At 36.9% G+C, this 23,329-nt stretch carries 16 protein-coding genes; 7 read left to right on the top strand and 9 right to left on the bottom strand.

Features of this window, described 5'->3' with window-relative positions; translation table 11 throughout:
• Positions 1-192: 192 nt before the first annotated feature.
• On the top strand, positions 193-444 hold the full coding sequence (locus H6F47_RS20035) for an AbrB/MazE/SpoVT family DNA-binding domain-containing protein (protein ID WP_199291232.1): 252 nt from the start codon (positions 193-195) through the stop codon (positions 442-444).
• 422 nt (positions 445-866) lie between these two features.
• Here the strand turns inward: H6F47_RS20035 and H6F47_RS20040 are convergent, their stop codons facing one another.
• Positions 867-3,158: an ATP-binding domain-containing protein gene (locus tag H6F47_RS20040; protein ID WP_190650681.1), complete on the bottom strand. Its 2,292-nt coding sequence runs from the start codon at positions 3,156-3,158 to the stop codon at positions 867-869.
• Between the two features lie 174 nt (positions 3,159-3,332).
• Between H6F47_RS20040 and H6F47_RS20045 the strand changes: the two genes are divergently transcribed.
• Positions 3,333-4,712, top strand: coding sequence for an AAA family ATPase (locus H6F47_RS20045; RefSeq protein WP_190348544.1), 1,380 nt, complete (start codon positions 3,333-3,335; stop codon positions 4,710-4,712).
• A gap of 14 nt (positions 4,713-4,726) precedes the next feature.
• Here the strand turns inward: H6F47_RS20045 and H6F47_RS20050 are convergent, their stop codons facing one another.
• The 5 genes from H6F47_RS20050 to lepB all read right to left on the bottom strand — a co-directional run bounded on the left by H6F47_RS20050 (position 4,727) and on the right by lepB (position 9,263).
• Complete coding sequence (locus H6F47_RS20050; protein WP_190348545.1) at positions 4,727-5,209, bottom strand: DUF3368 domain-containing protein; 483 nt, start codon at positions 5,207-5,209, stop codon at positions 4,727-4,729.
• A gap of 5 nt (positions 5,210-5,214) precedes the next feature.
• On the bottom strand, positions 5,215-5,454 hold the full coding sequence (locus tag H6F47_RS20055; RefSeq protein WP_096567545.1) for a hypothetical protein: 240 nt from the start codon (positions 5,452-5,454) through the stop codon (positions 5,215-5,217).
• A gap of 98 nt (positions 5,455-5,552) precedes the next feature.
• Positions 5,553-7,289 (bottom strand): R3H domain-containing nucleic acid-binding protein, encoded by a 1,737-nt coding sequence (locus H6F47_RS20060; RefSeq protein ID WP_190348546.1) that lies wholly within the window; start codon positions 7,287-7,289, stop codon positions 5,553-5,555.
• Between the two features lie 53 nt (positions 7,290-7,342).
• Positions 7,343-8,479 carry an LdpA C-terminal domain-containing domain gene (locus H6F47_RS20065; protein WP_187040438.1) on the bottom strand — a complete coding sequence of 379 codons (1,137 nt, stop codon included), beginning with the start codon at positions 8,477-8,479 and terminating at the stop codon, positions 7,343-7,345.
• Positions 8,480-8,612: 133 nt separating this feature from the next.
• Entirely contained in the window at positions 8,613-9,263 is a 651-nt protein-coding gene (gene lepB, locus H6F47_RS20070) for a signal peptidase I (protein WP_137668711.1), read from the bottom strand.
• 222 nt (positions 9,264-9,485) lie between these two features.
• Here lepB and H6F47_RS20075 point away from each other — a divergent pair, with 222 nt between their 5' ends.
• A complete protein-coding gene (locus H6F47_RS20075) occupies positions 9,486-10,805 on the top strand; it encodes a dihydroorotase (protein ID WP_190348548.1) in 1,320 nt (439 codons plus the stop codon).
• A 100-nt stretch (positions 10,806-10,905) separates the two neighbouring features.
• Here the strand turns inward: H6F47_RS20075 and H6F47_RS20080 are convergent, their stop codons facing one another.
• Positions 10,906-11,448: an acireductone dioxygenase gene (locus H6F47_RS20080; RefSeq protein ID WP_137668712.1), complete on the bottom strand. Its 543-nt coding sequence runs from the start codon at positions 11,446-11,448 to the stop codon at positions 10,906-10,908.
• 398 nt (positions 11,449-11,846) lie between these two features.
• On the opposite strand from H6F47_RS20080, the gene H6F47_RS20085 reads away from it, so the two are divergent.
• Together H6F47_RS20085 and H6F47_RS20090 are read left to right on the top strand one after the other, a co-directional pair.
• Complete coding sequence (locus tag H6F47_RS20085) at positions 11,847-13,286, top strand: FAD-binding domain-containing protein (RefSeq protein ID WP_137668713.1); 1,440 nt, start codon at positions 11,847-11,849, stop codon at positions 13,284-13,286.
• Between the two features lie 269 nt (positions 13,287-13,555).
• Positions 13,556-17,407, top strand: a complete 3,852-nt coding sequence (locus tag H6F47_RS20090; protein WP_190650683.1) for a DUF2157 domain-containing protein — start codon at positions 13,556-13,558, stop codon at positions 17,405-17,407.
• Between the two features lie 97 nt (positions 17,408-17,504).
• Here the strand turns inward: H6F47_RS20090 and H6F47_RS20095 are convergent, their stop codons facing one another.
• Complete coding sequence (locus tag H6F47_RS20095; RefSeq protein ID WP_190348550.1) at positions 17,505-18,455, bottom strand: NAD-dependent epimerase/dehydratase family protein; 951 nt, start codon at positions 18,453-18,455, stop codon at positions 17,505-17,507.
• A 297-nt stretch (positions 18,456-18,752) separates the two neighbouring features.
• On the opposite strand from H6F47_RS20095, the gene purD reads away from it, so the two are divergent.
• Complete coding sequence (gene purD / locus H6F47_RS20100) at positions 18,753-20,036, top strand: phosphoribosylamine--glycine ligase (RefSeq protein WP_137668975.1); 1,284 nt, start codon at positions 18,753-18,755, stop codon at positions 20,034-20,036.
• 432 nt (positions 20,037-20,468) lie between these two features.
• On the top strand, positions 20,469-22,415 hold the full coding sequence (nblS, locus tag H6F47_RS20105) for a two-component system sensor histidine kinase NblS (protein ID WP_190650685.1): 1,947 nt from the start codon (positions 20,469-20,471) through the stop codon (positions 22,413-22,415).
• Between the two features lie 105 nt (positions 22,416-22,520).
• Here the strand turns inward: nblS and H6F47_RS20110 are convergent, their stop codons facing one another.
• Entirely contained in the window at positions 22,521-22,703 is a 183-nt protein-coding gene (locus tag H6F47_RS20110; RefSeq protein ID WP_242027453.1) for a zinc ribbon domain-containing protein, read from the bottom strand.
• Positions 22,704-23,329: the final 626 nt, after the last annotated feature.

Raw genomic sequence — 23,329 nt, forward strand, 5'->3', positions numbered from 1 at the left:
TTTAGGTTTTTTAGTTTTTTATTTGCTGGTTAATTGTATTTGATACTGATGTATTAATAAGAATTTTTATGATTTTTTAATTATTTGATTTGGTGGAGGTAAGGTAAATTATGGGTAGTATAGCGATCTCTATCAGGCAATCATCCATAGGAATCTATGTTATAATTAAGTTGTTATATATATTTGAAAATTATGCAAATAGAAATTACCAAGCTATCAAGTCAAGGTCAAGTTACTATTCCCCAAAATTTAAGAGAACAGTATCAGTGGCAAGATGGTCAAGAATTAATAATCATTAATGTAGGTGATGGAATTTTATTAAAACCTAAAAAAACTTTTCCTGAAACAAAATTAGATGATGTTGCTGGGTGTTTGAATTATCAAGGAAAAGCTAAAACAATTGAAGAAATGGAACAAGCGATCGCTTCAGGGAGTTACCGCTAACTCATTTCTAAAGTATCACTAAATGAAATGGTGCATCATTGATAAATTAAAAATATCGAATTATTTACATATGCAATTTATTTACAAAAACTGATATTACTGATATTTTTGTAGGGGTTTAGCAATGCTAATTGGTGTCAATTTAAAATCAAAACCATAACCCGACTGGGAATGAATTCCCAGTCTAATAGCAAAAGTCATCTAAAGATGACTAAATAAACACAAAAAATCTTCTAGTAAACTTTAGTTTACTTTGGTTATTAGCCCGGAAATTCATTTCTGGGCGGGGGTGGAAGCTAACAGATCAGCCATTTTTTGATTAAGTTGACACCACACTATTAAGTATTTTTAAATAGGTGAGTTTATTCAAGATTGATATATGTGTTGGGTTTCGTTTCCTCAACCCAACCTACTACTGAATATTAAAGATTTTGTTCATCTTCTTCAGTTAAATCATCATTAGCATCTTCAGGTAGTTTGACTCCTTTCAAAGTGAAAGTAAAAGTATTACCTTGTGCAATTACTTTATTTACTTCTTCATAGAAAGGATAATTACCAATACCACTAATATTCACCCAACCACGAGAACGCGTTAAAGCTACAAATAATTGATTTCGTAGTTTTGTATCGCTTTCATTTTTAGCAATGTTATCTAACCCAACTACATAAACCATATCTGCTTCATTTCCCTTAGTTCTATCAATTCTAGAAACGGTTACACCACCATCAAACCAGAATAAATCAGGATTATTATTAGGCCATTTGGGATTAATATCATTTAATGCTAATGCGCTAGGAATATAAATATCAATTCCATAATCTATTAAAAAATTAGCTATTTCTCTTTCTAATTTATTGCCATTATAAAAAGGTGGAGTAGTATAACCCAAAGCAATTACTAAGATGTTGCGACTAGGACTTAATTGATCTTCTTGTAAATTATATTTAATTTTCTCTACTAATGCGAAAAGCTCATCTTGACGAGAATCATAGTTTTCAAATTTAATCACTGGATGATTAGAGATGCGAGGAACTGGATTAGGTGAATTTTCTGGAGGTCTGGTAATAGTAATTTTAGCATTACTGCTGATTTTACCTTCTACCACTTCAAACCCAATAGAATGTAAATCTTGTTTCTGCATACGTTCTTTTAGCACTCCTTCTGTTCTTAATAAACCAGTACCAAAAGCATAAGCAGCAGTTAAGATTTCTCCAGGAGTACGGTAGCAACGTTCCATCTCATGAGCTTTACGAATACCCCCCGGATAAATACCACCTTCACGACTACCACCTTTACGACTACCACCTAAGACATTACTCAGTTCATCACCCAAGACTTTGCTTGTTGTTGGTGCAACTGCTCTTGTAGAATGTATGGTCTGCGCCTCATCATAAGCCCAAATCAAACGTTTTTGCTCAGGTTGCTCCTTAGTCACAGATTTTAATGATTGATATGCTAACCAATAAATTGACTGTTTCTCTTCACCATCTTCTGCTGTAAATTTTAGATCATCTTCCGTCATTAAATCCTGTCCTTCATCAATCACTAAAGCATCAAAAATAGGGTTGAATTTTGGCTTTTGCTGCAAAAAGTTTCGACAACCATAGGCTAATGCATTATTAGGAACTTCTTCTCCTGTATCAGGTGGATTTAACTTTCTTATCCTTTCGATTCTACAAATTTCACCATATAAACCATCTCTATTGTTTGCACCCCAAGCATGAAGAACTCTTAAATTGGAATTAGGGAAATTGTTATATTCGATTTCTCCATTAGTAAAATGTTCTATCCATAACTCAAATAATTTTTCAATTTGGTCATATAAACTACGAGTAAAGAAGACAAATGCAATTTTCCATTCAGGATGTTTCAGGTGCATAATCACTGCTTTCTGACTAAAAAGAACAGTTTTTCCTGAACCAGCAATTCCTCTTACTCGTTGTGGACCTGGTGGAATAGTTTTACCAATATATTCCTGTTTAACATCCCATTCATACATCAGTTTTTGTGCTTCTGCTAATATATTGTAAAGACTTTGATTATCAGCAGATTCTATTCTTTCTAAAGACTTACGCAGAATAGATGTTCCACTTATAACACTTAAAAGGGATTTATATTGACTATCATTTAATGATTCGCCTGTAATCGCCGCCTGAGATTTTTCTATACGGTTTTTTAAACCAACTTCACCCAGTTGATTATTAAATATAAATGGTGTACCCTCTTCTGTTCCCGTCCATCCTTTTTCTTGCCATTGTTTTGTACTAATATTGGGAAAAGCAATTAAAGTACGTCCAATGATTTTTTGTTGAATATCTGATTCTGGAGTTTTAATAGGTTCTTGATCACAATATTTACGCAACACTGCGGCATATTTAGAAATATTTTCCAGAGAATAATTTTGTTGTAGAGTATTATTTATAAACTGGATATAGTTATCATTAACTGATGTAATTTGTTCAATATTTACAGGACAAACTTCTATTATAATAATGCCCCATTGTTGATCAACAATAAGTATATCTGGTTCTTTGCGGCGATCGCCAACTTGCAGAAAAAGAGGATAACGCCAATACCCAATACTAGACTCACGACTAGAAGAAAATGCTGCTCTGACTGCATCCCAAACTTTTTGATAACCAGCATCATTATTTGGTGCAATAGCTTCTGTAGTAATAAAACGTGGTAAACCTTGTCTAGCTTTCGTAGTCATTGTATTTGTTGTTTATGTGTAGATTAATTCTTTATACTATAGTTTTCATTGTTGTAGATACGGATTTATACTGTTCTTGTATTACAAAATACTAAGAAAAAAACCGGAAAAGATCGGAAAAAATGGGATCACATTTAGCTATAATGGTTAAAAACCATACTATGTATAGCTTTTATGACTGTAAACGAAGTTGTAAAATTTGTTGATAAGATAGTCTTTGATAAAACTGGAAAGCATCTAGATGATATTCAAACTGCTGTCATTGCAGGAACATGGGAAAGACAAACCTATGATAATATTGCACAAGAACACAATGTTACTAAAAATCATATAGGTGATGTAGGTGCGGAATTATGGCAACTTTTATCTAAAGCATTGAATGAAGATATTAAAAAAACTAATTTTCGTTCTACATTAGAAAGGGGATATATTAAATCATTTGAAAGTTCTAATATTTATAATATAAATGGTAATAATAATAGTTTTTATTATCCGCAAACCTTAAATAATCCTAATAAACAAAATCAAGAAACTAATATAAATAATCAACATAAATCATCTTACCACGATCTCACTCTATCACCCCAAATCATCAAATTTCACAACCGAGAAACCGAACTGCAAACCCTCACACAATGGATACTAAACCAAAATACCCGCTTAACCTGCATCTTAGGAACATCAGGAATAGGTAAAACCACCCTCACAAAAAGATTCATAGATTTAAACCTCGATAAATTTGAAATCATTATCTGGAAAACCCTCAAATACCCTAAACCATTAACCCAACTCCTTAATGACTTATTTAACACCTGTCAAAAACAACCCAAAGAAACCTTACATGATAAAATCAAACAACTACTTGATATTCTCACCAACAACAAATGTTTAATCATCCTTGATGACATCCAAAATATCTTTACAACTGGTGAACTTGCGGGAAAATATCAACCAGAATATCAAGATTATCAAACTCTATTCAAAATAATTACAGAAACCCAACATCAAAGTAATATTATTGTAATTAGTCAAGAACAATGTCCAGAAATGGAATCTTTAGATCCAGAATTATATCCCATTAAATCTTTAGAACTCTCAGGTTTATATCATCCTGAAATTCTCCAAAACACAGGATTAACAAATCAGGATAGTTGGTTAAATCTTATTACCTTATACCAAGGTAATTTGATGTTTTTAAAAACTATTACCGTCTTAATCACCAAAAATTATGATGGTGAAGTTGCCGATTTTTTAGCAGAGAATATATTACATATTACCCAACAAATGCAGTCTTATTTTCAAGATAAATTTAACCGTTTATCACCGATAGAACAACAAATAGTATTACAACTGAGTAAATTTGAAAAACCGATTTCCAGAGAAGAATTAAGACAAAGGTTAGCACAAAAATTAAATTTATCTTCTGTTGATTTTAATAATGGATTACAATCTTTACAACAACGGTATTTAGTGGTGAAAATTAAAGAAGATAAAGTCATGTTTTCATTGTCTCCTGTTTTTCGGGAATATGTGAAAAATTACTGTAAAGATTGAGCATCATTCATGTATCAATACTCAAAAATACTATCAAAAATTTCTCGCTTGATCCTAAAATTAACATCCCTGATTTTTTGGTACAATATATCTAAATCCGAAATATTAATCTTACCATCTAGTTGTAATTTACGAATTATTGCTAAAGTTCCTTTAACGTTTAATCCTAATCTTATTGCTTCTTTTCTAGCAGCAAAGTCATCTAAAATAATATAATCTGGTTGTAATTCTACCCCTAAAGCAATAGCTTCAGACTCTCCTATTCCTAAGAAGTCATTTAAACTATTAGCTAGAGAAACTAATTGTACTTTTTGTACTGTTAATTTATTTTCGCTGATTAGTTTATTAATATGTATGGATGATTGATCTTGTTTAGCACTGATTTCTTCTTTAACACTTTCTGGTAATAAAAATTCAGCTTCCATAGTCAGAAATAAATCAAGAAAATCCAACCGAGATAAAAAAATCAAAAGGGAAGAGTTAAAAACTATTTTCATGATCTTTACCAGTTTTTTTCTATAGCAATATCGTCAACGGTAAGATATGAAAAATCTATTCCCATTAATTCTAAAATTTTCAAAAATATTTCTGTATCCATTTCCATAATTTCGGCTGCTTTATGTAAACTAATTAACCGAGATGTTAAAGCACCAAGCACAAATATAAATCTTTCTTTCTGTTCTATACTCTGAAATAATTGCACTTGAGAAGCAATTTCTTTAAAGGTAGTTTGATGATTCATTTATTTGCTACTCGTAAATCTTTGATTTTCTAATTTTGGATGATTTGATGTCATTATTAGCCCCCTCTCCACATCGGAAAGGGGGATAAAGTGTGAAATTAAGCCGGATAAATCCTTAACCTGCGATTTGGTTCTTCACCAAAACTATGAGATTTAAGCCGATAATGTTCCACCAACTCATGCTGCATTTTCCGCACCTGAGCAGAACGGGGTAATAATTCCACCGGTTGACCTTTAGGAATGACAATTTGTTCAACCGCTAATCTTGCTTCTTCTAATGCGTCTATTTCGTCATCGCTACCACTGTGCAAAAACAATTGTAATTCCTGATCATCGGTAATTTCCGGCTCGTCAATGTTCAACAAACGCCGCAAACCGCGAGTAATCTGGGGAATAGTGCTGGACTTAATGACATGAATAGGGACATGACGCGCCTTAGCCATTTGCCTTAATTTCGCGTGGTTTTTGACGTGCGATCGCAACGCCAGAATCGCATCAGCACTATCTATGTCTTTTGTCAAGACCACAGGCAAACTTAACACCCCAATCACCTGTTCCAACTGGTGACGACTCACTCCATAGGGGTAAACGTGCAAAGGCAAATCTTCCCCATTGGGACCTGGTGATTTAGTATGACCGAAATCAATACTTTCACCATAATTCAAAGACTCATCTAACAAGCGGTCAAACTCGCTGCGTCCCGTTACCCGTTCCCTTTCCACAGACAAAGGAGGTAAAGCTACCATTTGACCAGAAGCACGCCAGCCATTAACTTGTTTAACTGCGGGAAAAGATTCATCCTCACTAGCTAAATGACCACCGCGACCATTAACCACAGATAACTGTCTAGTAATAGACACCTTACCCTTGTCGTCCACAGTGCGCGTTTGTGGGTTAGCTTGACGACCTCTTAATAGAGTATCAACGGTATCGGACACGCTTTCGTGTACTACCCAGCGTTGTCTCTCCAACATTTCCACAGCAATTTCAAAGGTGGGAGGCGCTTTGCGTTCCAACACCGTTTTTTGTGAACCGCGTCTTCTCGCTTCGTCATCTCCTAGCGTCACCGCTTGAATACCCCCTACCAAATCAGAAAGGGTGGGGTTTTTGATCAAGTTTTCAATTTGGTTTCCGTGGGCAGTCCCCACTAATTGTACACCTCTCTCCGCAATTGTACGGGCAGCTAAAGCTTCTAATTCTGTACCAATTTCATCAATGACAATCACTTCTGGCATATGGTTTTCCACTGCCTCAATCATCACCTGATGCTGTAATTCTGGTTTTGCTACCTGCATCCGCCGAGCGCGGCCAATAGCTGGGTGAGCAACATCACCATCCCCGGCAATTTCATTTGAGGTGTCAATTATCACCACTCGTTTATTCAATTCATCTGCCAACACACGGGCAATTTCCCGCAAAGCAGTAGTTTTACCTACACCAGGACGACCAAGCATGAGAATTGATTTACCAGTTTCTACCAAATCCCGGATCATGCCAATAGTACCAAATACCGCCCGACCCACACGACAAGTCAAGCCAATAATTTTACCATTGCGGTTGCGGATAGCACTGATCCGATGTAAAGTTTGCTCAATACCCGCCCGATTATCTCCACCAAAGGTTCCGACTCGTTGAATACAATCATCTATTTGTGCTTGAGTGACAGGGTATTCGCTCAGATACTCAGCAGCATGAGGAAAGCGAGCTTCTGGGCGACGACCTAGATCCAAAACCACTTCAACTAAATGATCTCTTTTAGGATGGTTATCTAGTTGCTGTTGCAGGTCTTGGGGTAAAATGTCCAGTAACTTTTGCAGGTCTTCTGTAATCGTCATGCTTTCTATGGTGGTGACGTTTTTAGAGATAACGAATGAGCAATTTAACGCTCTTACTGTGACTTAATCTGAGAAACGAGAGAATCAGCAAGTTTTACAGCTTGCCAAAGTAATTCCGGTTCATCCTCAAGGCGCAGACTTGCCTTAACACCAGTGGAACTCACCTCCTGATTTTCCAACTTGTCAATAACTGATGACAGCAACACACGAGCATAGCTACCATAGGCTACACCAGCAATAAAGGCAGGGGGCAGAGGAGAAAAGTTTTCCCCCTTGCTCCCTGCTCCCTGCTCCGTTTCCTCCTGAAGTAGTCCCATAGCCTTTAATTTAGGAACTGTGTAGCTATTAGTACCCCCAGCTAACTGCACATATCCCGGTAGATTTGCTGCCAAAACTTTTTGTCCTAATTTTATTGCTGCTATGGTAGTACCATTACCGATATCACCACTCATAGAGCGCCCGTCTGTTTGCCAAATCAAGGTTTGGGTACGGGGTGAAATTAGATCATAAATTGTTTGTAGGTAATCAATTAAACCATCACCATCATTGCAACTGATAGCTAATAACTTTAATTGATCTGCCCAAGGAGCGATCGCCTCCCACAAACGCTGAAACTCTGCCAAACGCCCTACTTTTGTATGAATTTCTATGGCATCTATTCCCGTTGACATGATCAATGGTGCAATCGCTCCCGGCGTTGACAGATATGATGCTGTATCAATTATCTCATAAGGACAAACAGGAATGCAACGCCCACAGCCATAACATTTTTCGGCAATAATTCCTGAAAAGCTATCTTTTTGATTGTTAAAAACTATAGCTTGGGCTGGACAAATCTTTTCACAGGGTCTAGGGCAATCTGGTGGACAATAAATAGGATTAAATTGGGCTTTTCTAAAATGGGGATCTTCTCCATCGTTAAGGCTGACCATTAACAAGGGTAAATGGCCTGAAAAATTAAAGCCTCTCGCTTGAGCATCTTTAACAAGAGTTTTAGCAACCAGTAAAGCTTCCTGAGCGGCATTAATTACAGCCGGATCAGCAGCCACATCTATGCAGTCAGCACCCGCCAAAGTATAGGCTAAAGTTAAACTTCTGACCGCCGGTAGATGTTGGAAACTGGCTCCACAAATCAGCTTAAACCAGTTACCTTGTTTTAGGGATTGTAAAGGGGCTAAGAGTTTGGTCACCCTTCTATTATGCTTTTTTTGCCATCAAAATTGCAGCCCCCGATCAGGAAAAAATCCAATTTTTTGATCAGCAGATGGGGAGTAGGGGAGTAGGGGAGAAATATTTGCCTCCTGCCTCCTGCCTCCTGCCTTCTTAATTTTGAGATGGATACAAAGGAGACTTATCAAGACCGCCAATTTTATTCAGAGGCCAAAAACGAATCACAGCACGACCAATAATATTTTCCCGTGGTACTAAACCCCAACAGCGTCCATCATAACTACTACCACGATTGTCACCTAACACTAAGTATGAATCAGTTGGTATGGTTTGCGGTTTCGCTAAGAAAGGAGGTTGCGATCCTGATTCACAAACATCCACAACAGTACGGGATGAGGTAAATAAATATTGTTCTTCTGGCAGATATTTTTTATTAATATATACTTTGCCGTCTTTAAGTTCTATTTTTTCTCCTGGTAAACCTATAATGCGTTTAATAAAGGCATCATGGTATTGTTCTCTTTTGAGTTCATCTGTGGGTGAAAATACAACTATATCCCCTCGCTGTGGGTTAGCAAATTTATATGTCACCTTATCGACAATAATCTTATCAGCCTTCCATTGGTCTTGTACACCGTGCAGCGTCGGTTCCATTGACCCTGTAGGAATCCAACGCGCTTCAGCAACTAGGGTGCGAATCCCCAAAGCTAGAAAGACGCTCAATATAACAGTTTTGCCTAGCTCGACGATCCAGGAATTATCAGGTTGTTGGCTAGAGTTTTTATCAGACACTTGATTTTGCATGAAATTACTGAAATTTAGGGTAACAGACAAGCACTGAACTGATGAGAGAGACTGTGATGTTATTGTTATTTTAATATTTTAACTAGACAAGTGATTTTTCCTAATAGATGTTGATATGGGTTGCTAGAAGTTTGTGACTGAGTAGAAATTAATTTTCTTTTAACATATAGGAGAAGATAAAACTGATAACTGTTAACTGTGAACTGATAACTGATTAAATTTATGTCATCTGCTAAAAGTTTACTGATTCGCCAAGCACGCGTAATTCTACCCAATGGTGAGTTTATAATTGGGGATGTGCTGACCCAAGGCGGTAAAATAGTCGAGGTAGCGTCAGAAATCTCTTATGCCACACCAACTCAAGAAATAGACGCACAAGGTTTAACTTTGTTGCCGGGAGTCATTGATCCGCAAGTACATTTCCGCGAACCCGGTTTGGAATACAAGGAGGACTTGTTTACTGCTAGTTGTGCTTGTGCTAGAGGCGGTGTCACCTCTTTTCTGGAAATGCCGAATACAAGACCTTTGACAACCAGCCAGTCAGCTTTAGATGATAAACTACAAAGGGCTGCCAATAAGTGCTTAGTTAATTATGGCTTTTTTATTGGCGCAACAGGCGATAATTTAACAGAATTAATTTCTGCCCAACCCACTCCGGGTATTAAGATTTTTATGGGGTCTATGCACGGTCAATTGCTGGTTGACCAGGAAACTGTACTAGAGCAGATTTTTGCTCATGGTAGTCGTTTAATTGCTGTTCATGCAGAGGATCAAGCGAGAATTAACCAACGTCGTCAAGAGTTTGCTGGTATTCATGATCCGGCTATTCATTCCCAAATTCAAGATAATCAAGCTGCTTTGAATGCGACACAATTAGCATTGAAGCTTTCTAAGAAATATCAACGACGGTTACATATTCTACATATGTCAACTGCTGAAGAAGCGGAGTTACTGCGTGAAGATAAACCGAGTTGGGTGACAGCGGAAGTGACTCCACAACATTTGTTATTAAATACCAGTGCTTATCAAACTATTGGCACATTAGCACAGATGAACCCACCGTTGCGATCGCCCCATGATAATGAAGTTCTTTGGCAAGCTTTACGAGATGGTGTGATTGATTTTATCGCTACTGACCATGCACCACATACTTTAGAAGAAAAAGGTCAAACTTACCCGAATACTCCTTCCGGTATGCCAGGTGTGGAAACCTCTCTACCTTTAATGTTAACCTCAGCAATGGCTGGAAAATGTACTGTTTCCCAAGTGGTGAACTGGATGTCTAAAGCAGTAGCTACCGCTTATGGTATTCCCAACAAGGGAGAAATTACCCCTGGATACGATGCGGATTTAGTTTTAGTAGATTTAAATACCTACAAACCAGTAAAGCGGGAAGAAGTTTTAAGTAAATGTGGTTGGAATTCCTTTGAAGGTTGGAATTTGACAGGGTGGCCTGTGACAACTATTGTCGGTGGTGAAATTGTTTATGATCAAGGAAAGGTAAATACGGAAATTCGCGGACAAGCTTTAACTTTCCTGTAGTAAATAATCGGTTTTTCCCAAAAAATTAAAAAATTAAAGCGAATCTATTTTACCCAGACTCGCCGAAAGTAGATTATTGGTAGATGCACTTTCTCAAAAGCTAAATTTTAAACTGTTGATGAGTATCTGTATAAATTGGTACCCAACCCTCTACAGTTGTGAAATAGCGTATTACCTTAAAATGTAAAGATGCTGAGAAACTACACCAATGTTCTACTCCGGCGGGAATGTGTAAATAGTCTTGTGATGTAATTAACAGTTGTACTTGAGTGCGATCAGGTTTCACAAAACCATAAATTATTTCTCCTGCTAACAAATAAATAGCTTCTGCAGCATTATGGGTGTGATAACGTCCATAAGTAGCCATCCAAGTTTCCAAATTTGGCGAACCAGGATGTATATTGAGTAAATCACTCCACAAATAACCATTTTCTTGCTGAAGAAACTCAAACACGCTGTTATGAAGTCCTACAATATGACGCTTTTCGACATCTGTAACGGTTTCTTGTTCCATCAGTTCTGGAAAAAGTAAAGATGTCCCCGGATCATAATGTCTGAGTTTAATACCTAGAGGTTCTAACTCATGAGCGATCGCACTTAAATCACTTTCCGTTGTTCCGTCTTCCAGTAATAAAATTGCCATGATAAAATACTAAATTCTCTATTAACAACAGTTTACTGAAAATTGTCTCAAATAGCCACTATTGCCGATCGATAATTAGGTGTTTTTAACGATACTTTATAAAATCAGGAGTTCAGGAGTTCAAAGAGTCGTAGGGGCGAAGCATTCGGTCGACAAATTATCAATTTTATGAAAAGGCTATTTTCCGAATGCTTCGCCCGTACAGGAGTCAGGAGTCAGAATATTTATTTGTAGCAGAAATCCATAACAGTAAGTTTTTTTATAAATTATCAAGAATGCCGTGAAAACTCTGCTTTATTATCAGTCCTTACATAAAAATTAATCACTTGCATGATGCTAAATAATACCATTAGTAGTATCATAGTACAAATAAACTATATTGTAACCATTGTCAACAAATGTCTGACCTGATTTTATTTTGGCATCGTCGAGACTTACGTATTTCCGATAATACAGGACTAGCAGCAGCTAGAAAACAAACTGCAAAGGTAGTAGGTGTTTTTTGTGTAGATCCTGACATTTTGCAACAGGATGATGTTGCATCTGCTAGAGTTAGTTACATGATTGGTTGTTTACAAGCATTGCAACAACGATATCTTCAAGCAGGTAGTCAGTTATTAATTTTACAAGATAATCCAGTAACAGCCATTCCCAAATTAGCTGAAGCTTTGAAAGCAAAAGCAGTTTTTTGGAATTGGGATGTAGAACCCTACGCACAAACACGGGATAAAAGTGTAATTTTGGCACTTAAAGAAAAAAGTATTCAGACTCTAGAGAAAAATTGGGATCAATTATTACATTCACCCGATGAGATTTTTAGTGGTTCAAAAACTCCTTACACAGTTTATACTCCCTTCTGGAAAAATTGGAGTAGCAAACCTAAAAATAACCCAGTTGCAACTTTAGAAAACTGCGAAAATTTAACAGATGCAGAACAGGAAATAGCTAAAAAAACAGGCACAATTAATTTACCATCAGCGAAAGATTTAGGTTTTATTTGGGATAGGGAATTAATAATTGCACCAGGAGAAACAGCAGCACATAAAAAATTAGACAAATTTACCAAGTTTGTGATTAATGAATATGATGAACAAAGAAATTATCCTGCTATTGAAGGTACATCTTTATTAAGTCCAGCCTTAAAATTTGGTGTGATAGGAGTAAGAAAAATTTGGCATAAAACCGCAGAATTATTAGCAAATAGTAACAGTGAAGAATTCACTAATAATATTATCGCTTGGCAAAAAGAATTAGCTTGGCGGGAATTTTATCAACACGCCATGTACCATTTTCCAGAATTAGCTGAAGGTGCATATAGAGAAGTTTTTAAAAACTTTCCTTGGCGAAATAACGAAAAACATTTTCAAGCTTGGTGTGAAGGAAAAACAGGTTATCCCATAGTTGATGCAGCCATGCGACAATTAAATGAAACAGGCTGGATGCACAATAGATGTAGAATGATAGTAGCCAGTTTTTTAACCAAAGATTTAATTATAAACCCGCAATGGGGAGAAAAATATTTTATGCAGAAACTCATCGACGGTGACTTATCTGCTAATAATGGTGGTTGGCAATGGAGTGCGTCAAGTGGAATGGACCCCAAACCATTAAGAATTTTTAACCCAGCTAGTCAAGCACAGAAATTTGATGCTGATGGTGAATATATCAGACAATGGGTGAGAGAATTGAAATCTGTAGATACAGAATATTTAATAAGTGGAAATATTACACCCTTAGAACGTCGTGCAGTTGGTTATCCTGCACCCATTGTAGATCATAAAAAACAACAAGCTTTGTTTAAACAATTGTATCAAGAACAGAAAGCTGGTACAGATTAATTTTTATTTTTAGAGGGGAAGGATATAAACATTAACCATCCCCCACACAAAACACACACAGAACTTACTCCAGCAGCAATAATTAAACCTCTAAAGTGACAGTTTTAGCAAATGGCTACAACATACCTTGTACTTTTAGCGATAAAACTTAACTTTTCTTTGTGTTTTTGCGGCTTTGCGTAAGATATTCTGAGAACTGGCACAACAAACACCAAAATATTGTAACAATACAATCAAAATATAAGTATCTACTGATACGGTTGAAACTTATGTCATCATCCCGTGATCCTCTACTAACAGTTGAACTGAGAATACCTAGTTCCCATCCTCAGTTATTAGAAGGTTTAGATATTTGGTTGCGTCTAGGTTTAATATCTGATGCCAAAGTTAGGCAAATATGTCAAACTTATCTAGTTTGTGCTGTAGTTTTACAACCACAATTACAACCACAATTAGAATATCAAACACAAGCAGTATTGACAAAGACTACCACATCAAAACCATTAATTGCCACCTCAACCCCAAAACCACAAACACCACCTCAACCTAATTTTATCACTGCGATGCTGCAATCATTAGGTGAAGAATTAAGTGTGAGATGGTTATTATTTTTAGGAGTGTTTTTAGTCGTTTTATCCTCTGGTGTTTTAGCAGCAAGTCAATGGGAAAAATTTCCCGCTATTGGACAATATGGAGTTTTATTAGCTTATACTTTAACATTTGGTGGTTTTACTTTTTGGGCAGGTAAACAAGATAATTTAAAATTGACAGCACAGACATTATTAATTGTCACTTGGTTATTAGTGCCTGTTAATTTTTGGGCAATGGATAGCTTTAATTTATGGAATAATCCTATTAACTGGTTAGTATTAGCTATTGCTTCTTTATTTCTATCAACCATTACAGTTTTACTTGCTAAAAATCGCACAATTATTGGTAATTTTCCATCAGGGAAGTTACCATTTTTGAATATTCTCAGTTTAAGTTATTTACATTGGGGTTGGAAAATATCAGGTTTTCCCCTAATTGCTGTTTATATAGCAATAGTATGTACAACCTTAATTACAGTTTATCAAAAACTCAAACAACCAAGAGAAAATATCGACACACAGGATGATAGCTGGGGAGTAGGAATTTATTTTGCAGTCATTATTTATGGTTTATTAGGATTATTATTTCGAGCCATTTTTGTTGCTGGTGTGAATGTCACGCAGTTAGGTTTAGCAATTAGTATTTGTGGTTTGTTAGCGGTTTGGTTATCAGCTAAAAATATTAAATCTACCCCCTCTGTTGCTGCTATTTGGCAAAAAATAGGGGGAATTTTATTATTTTTAGGTTGGTTAGTTTCAGTGTTCACTCAACCACAACAAGCAATAATTATCAGTAGTTTAAGTTTATGGGTTTTTAGTCAGCGTTTACAAATTCATAACTCAAAAATTGATTTCACAGCTATTTTCTTGATTGGTTTACAAACAACCTGGTTAAGTTGGCGGATAGTACCAGAAACATTACAGCAATTTATCATTAATACAGCAACTTATCTGACTAATTCTCAAAATCAACCTTTAGCATTATTGAGTATTGCTTTATTCCCTTATTTAATATTGATGTTAATTCTCACAGAAAAATTGCATCATGAACAAAAAGAAGAATTAGCAGTTTTTGGTAAACAGCTAACCCTATTATTAGGGGTTTGCTTAACAATGTTCGCTTTACTAAATTCTACCTTATTAACACTCAATCTTTTATTGTCTGCCATTACTTTAGCTATCGTTACTAAACGCTATGCGTCTCTTCCCCATTTACTGTATTTAACTCATGTTACAGGTTTGTTGGCTGTTTTTTCTGCTATCAATTGGTTATCACCAAATTTGAGTAAAGAAATTTGGGCAACAATTTTGTTAACTGTCATGGTTGCAGAATGGGTATTTAGTCTCGGTGCAGGAATTTGGAAACGTAGTGCTTGGTATATTGGTTTAGCACTTGCTACCTTGAGTTTTTCTTTATTGTTGGTAAATGTACAATTATTATCTGATCACAATTGGGGAGTTATTTGGTTAATTACACCTTTAGCACTTACAGGTTTAGCTATTCTCACTCATGATGAACAACATCGCACTTTTAATACTTTTTTGAGTATTTTATCTGTCATTGCTGCCCAATTTTTAACCCTACCTTTAACAGAAACAAGATTAATTAGTTTGGGTATAAGTGCAAGTGTGTTGTTTGTCAATACCCGCTATTTAATAAAACAAGAAACTGCTGCTTTAACCATCGGTTTTGGACTGAGTTTTATTGCTGCATTATTGTGGAATATACCAAATTTAGCTTTATCAGTTTGGTTTTTAGTTGGTGGGTTTGCTATCTTTACTTTATGGTTAGGACGTACCATACTTTTAAGAAAAAATACCGAATTAACCCTTATTTACGCAGCAGCAAGTGATAAATGGGCTATTGCACTATCTACCATAGAATTAATAGGAATTACCTTACATTCATTCCTTGTGTATACGGTAAATAGCAATGCCGAAATTTTCTATTTATTGGCTACATCAATAACTTTAACTGCCATTATTTATCGTACTTATCAACAATTAACAAACTGGGCATTTTATAGCATTGGTTGGTGTTTAGAATTGTTAGTGGCGGAAATTTTAGGTTTTGGTGAACCATCAATTATTAAAATAGGAATTGCTAATATTGCCTTGGGTTTAATAACTCAACTATTCGGTGAATTGTGGCGCAGAAAATATCAAACATCCTCTCAAACTATACCTCAAAGTTTCCATATTTTACCCATAATTTATGGTGCATTTAGTGTTTTATTAAGGTTCAATACCTTTACCGACTGGACAGGTTTATATAGTTTAGGGATAGCCTTAATTTTAGTTGGCGTAGGAAGGAGAAGAGAAGAATTTAAACCATTACTTTATTTTGGCATTATTGGGATATCAATTTCTGCTTATGAACTGCTATTTTATCAAATGTCTGAAGCTACAGGAGGTGCATTAAGAGATGGTTTAATAGCTATGTCAGCGTTAGGAACTAGCATCATGTATGCTTACCGTATCCTTTCCCCTTGGTTAATAAATTATTTTTGTCTCACACCAGGAGAATTAAAAAATATTGCCCATTTACATTGGTTTTGGAGTAGCATTTTATTATTAGCTGCTGTCACAGTTCCCACAGAAATTAACCTTTATCCAGCTATAGGAACAGGACTATTTTTAACCCGCTATGGAATATGGCAAGGAAGAAGAAATAATTTCCATCAACCTGTACAAACTGTTAGTAATATCAGTAAAGATGAAATTTGGGTTTATCTAGGTTTATTAACAGCAGGGATAACAGGTATTTATTTACAAAATTTACCCATAGGTAGCTTTTTAACTCAACAGTTAACACCTTGGAACGGTGCTTTAGCTTGCATCTTTGCCTACTTCCTCTACATTACACCTTGGGAAAAATTAGGTTGGTCAAAAACACCGTGGCAACGTACATCATACATTCTACCATTAATCATCATCGGAATTACCCAACAGCAAATTTATCCCCTGACCTTAATTATTGCTGCTTTATACTATATCTTTCTGTCTACAAAAACCAGACAAATTCGCTTTACCTACATTAGTGTAATTTTAATTAATTGGGCATTATTTAAATGGTTTATTCAATTAAACTTCACAGATAGCTTATGGTATATCACACCCATCAGCTTATCAATATTATATATTGCCCAAATAGACCCACAATTAAAACCACAAGAATTTAAACCAATACGTCATTTTATCAGAACTATTGGTAGTGGTTTAGTTTGTGGTTGGACAATATTATTTTATCAAAATTTACCTTACATACCCGGTATTTTTAGCCTTATTGCTATCTTTGCCGGACTAGCTTTAAAAATACGTGCCTTCCTGTATGTTGGTACAGCAACTTTTATCATTACCAGCATTTATCAATTAGTAATTTTCAGCCTCAGTTACTCCTTCTTAAAATGGATAATTGGCTTATTAGTAGGCATTCTTTTAATTTATATAGCAGCCAACTTTGAAACCCGACGCACTCAAATTACTTCTTTACTTCGCAATAGCATCGAGAAATTTCAACAATGGGAATAATGAAAATTAAAAATTGAGAATTAAAAATTAAAAATTAAAAATTAAAAATTAAAAATTAAAAGCCCCCCTTTTTAAGGGTGGTTGGGGGGATCAACAACTACAAATACAAAGACTTAACCCACTCCCATTCTTTTGCTAAACCCTCCCTCAAAGAAACCTGTGGCCGATAACCAAGAATTTTTTGCGCCTTAGAAACATCAGCAGCAGTATGACGCGCATCACCCATAGCCTTTTCAATATGATTGCGTTTAAGAGGCTTACCAACAATTTCTTCCATCGTATCCAAAACTTCAGTTAAAACCACCCTACTACCACCACCAATGTTAAAAATTTCTCCCACCGCTTCTGGTGCAGTAGCAGCAGCTAAGTTAGCAGCAACCGCATCACTGACAAATGTAAAATCTCGCGTTTGCTGTCCATCACCATAGACAGGAATAGCCTCATCCTGCAAAACCCCTTTAAAAAACTTATGAAATGCCATATCTGGTCTTTGTCTTGGACCATAAACCGTAAAATACCGCAAAGAAACAAAAGGCACACCAAAATTTTTATGATATAGTCCACACAACCTTTCAGCAGCTAACTTAGTGATACCATAGGGTGAAACCGGTTTAGGTGCAATTTCCTCATGAGTTGGTAAAGTTTCCGCATCACCATATACACTGGATGTTGAGGCAAATACTAACCTTTTCAACCGGGAAGCATCCTTAGCAGCTTCCAACAAAACCTGTGTAGTGTTAATATTCCGTTCCGTATAAGCCCGAAAACCCTGACCCCAGGAATTTCTCACCCCAGCTTGTGCTGCCTGATGATATACTATTTCCACATCTTGAAAAAGTTTTGGCAAATCTAAAAATTGAATATCCCCTTCAACTAAAGTAAAATTCGGTGAATTTTCAAAGGTGGCAATATTTTTTCGCTTTAACTGTGGATCATAATAATCATTAAATTCATCAATGCCAATTACTTGTTCTCCCTGTTGCAATAAGGTATTGACCAGGTGAGAACCTATAAACCCAGCAGCCCCAGTAACGATAATTTTAGTCATGTTCCCGATGTCTTGAAATGTTTATGATTTTTTTTATCAACGTCATTCTAACTGTTAATAAGTTATGCTAAGTTGTGCTAATTTTTTAACTAGACATTTTCTTTTTACTAAAAACCACAAAACTTTATAGTTTGTTGACAATTTTAGTAAATCGTGATGAATTTGACTTACTAAATTAAGTGTTCCTAGTTTCCCCTTGCCCGTTCAGACCTTGATTATTAGGATAATTAGTGAAAAAATTAATCTGCGAGTAACTTTGTGGCATTCGCACTTTGACAGGAACGCACGAGGAAATAAGTGAAAGTTTTAGTTGTCGGTAATGGGGGACGTGAACACGCTCTAGCGTGGAAACTGCTACAATCAGACAAAATTGAGCAAGTTGTCTGTGTACCTGGGAATGGCGGTACTGCAACAATGGAACGTTGCCAAAATTTGCCTTTAGCGGTAAATGACTTTGAAGGCATAGGCAAATTTGCTCTGGAAAAGGGCATTTTTTTAGTAGTGGTTGGTCCAGAAGTACCTTTAGCAAAGGGTATTACAGACTATCTGCAAAGTAAAGGACTGATGGTATTTGGTCCAAACAAAGCCGGAGCGCAAATAGAAGCTAGTAAAGCCTGGGCTAAAGCTTTAATGCAAGAGGCAGGAGTTCCCACGGCTAAAGCGGCAGTTTTTCAAGAAGCAGCAGCAGCAAAAGCTTATGTACAAGCAGAGGGAGTGCCAATTGTCATTAAAGCTGATGGTTTAGCTGCTGGTAAAGGTGTCATAGTAGCCCAAACCGTTGAACAAGCAGAAACCGCTATAGATGCTATTTTTCAAGGACAGTTTGGCAGTGCAGGTAATTTTGTTGTCATTGAAGAATGCTTATTAGGTCAAGAAGTTTCAGTTTTAGCATTAACAGACGGGTTAACCATTCGCCCCTTGTTACCTGCTCAAGATCATAAACGCATAGGAGAAGGCGACACCGGAGAAAATACCGGAGGTATGGGAGTGTATACGCCTACACCCATCGCCACACCGGAATTAATGGGGCGTGTGCAAACAGAAGTTTTAGAAAGAACCATCACAGCTTTAAGAAATAGAGGTATTGACTACCGGGGAGTTTTGTACGCTGGTTTAATGGTTGCAGACAATGGCGACTTTAGCGTTTTAGAATTTAACTGTCGCTTTGGTGATCCAGAAACTCAAGTCATTTTACCTTTGCTAGATACACCCTTAGAAGATTTAATCTTAGCTTGTATCCAGCAGCGTTTAGGAGAAATGCCACCTCTAACTTGGAAACCAGGTGCAGCAGCTACAGTAGTTGCCGCTTCAGGTGGTTATCCTGGAGATTATGAGACAGGCCAAGTGATCACTGGTATTGAAGCAGCAGAAACAGTAGGTGCAATAGTATTTCATGCCGGCACAAAGCTGAACTCAGACCAGCAAATCGTTACAGACGGTGGTAGAGTCTTAAATATTACTGGAATGGGAGAAAATTTTCAGCAAGCGATCGCCCAAGCTTACACTGGAATCAAACACATTCAATTTTCAGGAATGTACTACCGTCGAGATATCGGTCATCGTGTCTTGAAAACAAAGTGATACAGCACTTTGCAGGTAAATGAAGTACACATATTAACATTTTAATATAATAAATCTTGTGGGGTGGGCATCCTGCCCGCCTTTGTGTACCTCATTCAGATAAAATAGACTGTAATTTAGCAGGTTAGTAGGTTTTCCACCTCCCCACCATTCCATCTTCCCCATTTCTCCCTAACACCTTTTTTGAATTAACTGTTAATTTTTAAATGGTTGAGACAGAAAACACACAACTACTAACAGCTATAGTGATCCGATTTGATTCATGAATTTTTCGTGGAGGCAGGGAACAGGGAACAGGGAACAGGGAACAGGGAACAGGGAACAGGGAACAGGAAAGAAGGCTGTCAGTATTTATGGTGAGCGAAGCCGAACCATGTACTGAGTTCTGTTCAAAAATCAAATAGGAGTCCTATATATATAAATATATTTAAGATGCTGGCTTTTTTCACAACAATCCGCAACGTCATTAGCCATTGGTGGTATGAATTTACCCTCCAAACCAAACTTCTAGCAGTCGCCACCCTAGTTGTTTCCTTATTCATGAGTGGCCTAACTTTTTGGGCAGTCAACACCATTCAACAAGATGCACGTCTTAACGATACCCGCTTTGGTCGTGACCTGGGACTACTACTAGCTTCCAACGTTGCCCCACTCATCGCGGAAAACAATCTCACAGAGGTAGCCCAATTTTCCCAACGTTTCTACAGCAGTACATCTAGCGTCAGATATATGCTTTACTCTGATGAAACCGGGAAAATCTTTTTTGGCATTCCTTTTTGGGAAACCGAAGTAGAAAACTCCCTCACCATCAAACGAAAAATACAACTACCAGAAGATTATCCTGGTGACGATGACCAGCCAATGGTACGCCAACATAACACCCCAGATGGTTTAGTCACAGATGTATTTATTCCTTTAATAGAGGATCAAAAATATTTAGGCGTGTTGGCCATTGGCATCAACCCCAACCCCACAGTAGTCATTTCCTCTAACTTTACCCGTGATGTCACCATCGCTGTATTTATCACAATTTGGGTGATGGTTATTTTAGCAGGAGTAATTAACGCTTTAACCATTACAAAACCAATTAAAGAACTATTAGTAGGCGTTAAACAAATTGCCGCCGGGAATTTTAAACAGCGAATTGACCTACCACTGGGAGGGGAACTAGGAGAGCTTATTTTCAGCTTTAATGAAATGGCAGAGCGTCTAGAACGCTACGAAGAACAAAACATAGAAGAATTAACCGCCGAAAAAGCCAAATTAGAAACCTTGGTTTCCACCATTGCCGATGGTGCAGTATTAATTGACAACAATATGCAGGTAATTTTAGTCAACCCCACAGCACGACGCATTTTTGCCTGGGAAGGAGTTGATGTGGTAGGTAAGAATGTACTGCATAACTTACCCCAAAGCGTACAAATGGAAATTACCCGCACCTTGTACGAAATGGCAGCCGGTGAATGTGAAAGTGCTGAGTTCCGCATCCCCCTCAACCAACCCACCAAACGCACTATCCGTATTCTTTTAACCACAGTCCTGAACCTGCAACGAGAAAGTATTAAAGGTATCGCCATTACAGTGCAAGATATCACCCGTGAAGTAGAACTGAATGAAGCCAAAAGTCAATTTATCAGCAATATTTCTCACGAACTACGCACACCATTATTTAATATCAAGACCTATATAGAAACACTCCATGACTACGGTGAAGACTTAGGAGCAGAAGACCGCCGCGAATTTCTCGCAACTGTAAATCATGAAACCGACAGACTTACCCGCTTAGTCAACGATGTATTAGATTTATCAAAACTAGAATCCGGTCGCACTTACAACTTTGATGGTGTTGATTTAGCACAAGCATTAGAGCAGACCTTACGTACTTACCAACTCAACGCCAAAGATAAAGGAATTGAACTGGTTCAGGAAGTAGCCCCGAATTTACCGCTAGTAATGGGTAATTATGATTTATTACTGCAAGTTTTTGGTAATTTAATCGGTAATGCGCTCAAATTCACTCCCGCAGGTGGTCAAGTAGCCATTCGCGCCTACCAGCTAAAGCCTCCCATATCAGAACAAAAGCATCCCCTAGTCAGGATTGAAATTAGTGATACAGGTATAGGTATCGCCCCAGAAGACCAACAGGCAATATTTGACCGCTTCTTCCGGGTGGAAAATCGAGTTCACACCCTGGAAGGTACAGGTTTAGGTTTATCAATTGTCAGAAACATCATGGAAAGACATCATAGTCAAGTACATTTAGTCAGTGAAGTTGGTGTAGGTACTACTTTCTGGTTCGACTTAGCCATATTTGATGAAGAAGCCCTACCCGCATTGCTGCAAACCACAGGTGACACATCTGAAATAGCAAAGGTTTGACGCTTAACTATTAGGACTTACGCAAAATATCTCTCAAACCCTCTTTCCTTCGTGTCCTTCGTTGCTTTGTGGTTGATTCTGCCGATACAAAAAAGCTAACTAATGCTAACAAAAGTTGGCTTTTTCTTCCTGTTTCACCCTAGCAGTGTCGGCACTATCTAGTCCACAGGCTAACACGATCAATCTGACCGCTTCTTGTTTTAAATTAATCGCAGCGTTTAAATCTCTGTCAATCTCAAAGCCACAGTTATCACATTTAAACCCACATTCCGCACCCTGATCTGGCACATAGAGAAATTACGGAAATAAGAAAGGAAACTGAGCCTAAAAAATCACATATTAGCGAAAAAATACATTGTTGAAAAAGAAAAACACCAAAAATGCCATCAAAACCCATTCTCAATAAGGAGCAATAAGAATGAATACTACCAAGAGGAGTCAATAGATAAATAAAAGAAGATATTTAAGATAGAGATTATAAATTAGACTAATAAGTTGAAGCAAAAAACAAAATTGTAGACATAGTAAACTTGAGCTATAAATCAAAGAAATTAGCTCATTTTCACTCATAGAAATTAAATTAATAGAGATAATAATTAGGGGTTGCTGAGAAAGTCTTTCCGTGAGGGCATAGGAGTCAGGAGTCAGGAGTCAGGAGTCAGGAGGAGATTTGAAAATTTCTTTGCCATCTCTTGAAATCCCCAAAAATGCACACTTTTTCCGGTATACCCTTCAAAACCCTTGCACTAATTTCTGTGTTTATCAGCCTCTAACCTTTGATATATCAAGGTTTTAGGTTTATTCAGCAAACCCTAATTAGGTGAATAATTGATAGTAACGTAAACAATCATCTGGTAAAAGACGCAAGATAAAATCTCTGTCTTTATTCCAATTAGAAATATGTTCCTCCTGAT

The organism is Sphaerospermopsis sp. FACHB-1094 (genome assembly GCF_014696195.1).
GTDB lineage: Bacteria > Cyanobacteriota > Cyanobacteriia > Cyanobacteriales > Nostocaceae > Sphaerospermopsis > Sphaerospermopsis kisseleviana.

Coding starts and splice junctions, on each gene's coding strand:
- H6F47_RS20035 (WP_199291232.1), top strand. CDS start 193: ATGCAAATAGAAATTACCAAGCTATCAAGTCAAGGTCAAGTTACTATT.
- H6F47_RS20040 (WP_190650681.1), bottom strand. CDS start 3,158: ATGACTACGAAAGCTAGACAAGGTTTACCACGTTTTATTACTACAGAA.
- H6F47_RS20045 (WP_190348544.1), top strand. CDS start 3,333: ATGACTGTAAACGAAGTTGTAAAATTTGTTGATAAGATAGTCTTTGAT.
- H6F47_RS20050 (WP_190348545.1), bottom strand. CDS start 5,209: ATGAAAATAGTTTTTAACTCTTCCCTTTTGATTTTTTTATCTCGGTTG.
- H6F47_RS20055 (WP_096567545.1), bottom strand. CDS start 5,454: ATGAATCATCAAACTACCTTTAAAGAAATTGCTTCTCAAGTGCAATTA.
- H6F47_RS20060 (WP_190348546.1), bottom strand. CDS start 7,289: ATGACGATTACAGAAGACCTGCAAAAGTTACTGGACATTTTACCCCAA.
- lepB (WP_137668711.1), bottom strand. CDS start 9,263: ATGCAAAATCAAGTGTCTGATAAAAACTCTAGCCAACAACCTGATAAT.
- H6F47_RS20075 (WP_190348548.1), top strand. CDS start 9,486: ATGTCATCTGCTAAAAGTTTACTGATTCGCCAAGCACGCGTAATTCTA.
- H6F47_RS20080 (WP_137668712.1), bottom strand. CDS start 11,448: ATGGCAATTTTATTACTGGAAGACGGAACAACGGAAAGTGATTTAAGT.
- H6F47_RS20085 (WP_137668713.1), top strand. CDS start 11,847: ATGTCTGACCTGATTTTATTTTGGCATCGTCGAGACTTACGTATTTCC.
- H6F47_RS20090 (WP_190650683.1), top strand. CDS start 13,556: ATGTCATCATCCCGTGATCCTCTACTAACAGTTGAACTGAGAATACCT.
- H6F47_RS20095 (WP_190348550.1), bottom strand. CDS start 18,455: ATGACTAAAATTATCGTTACTGGGGCTGCTGGGTTTATAGGTTCTCAC.
- nblS (WP_190650685.1), top strand. CDS start 20,469: ATGCTGGCTTTTTTCACAACAATCCGCAACGTCATTAGCCATTGGTGG.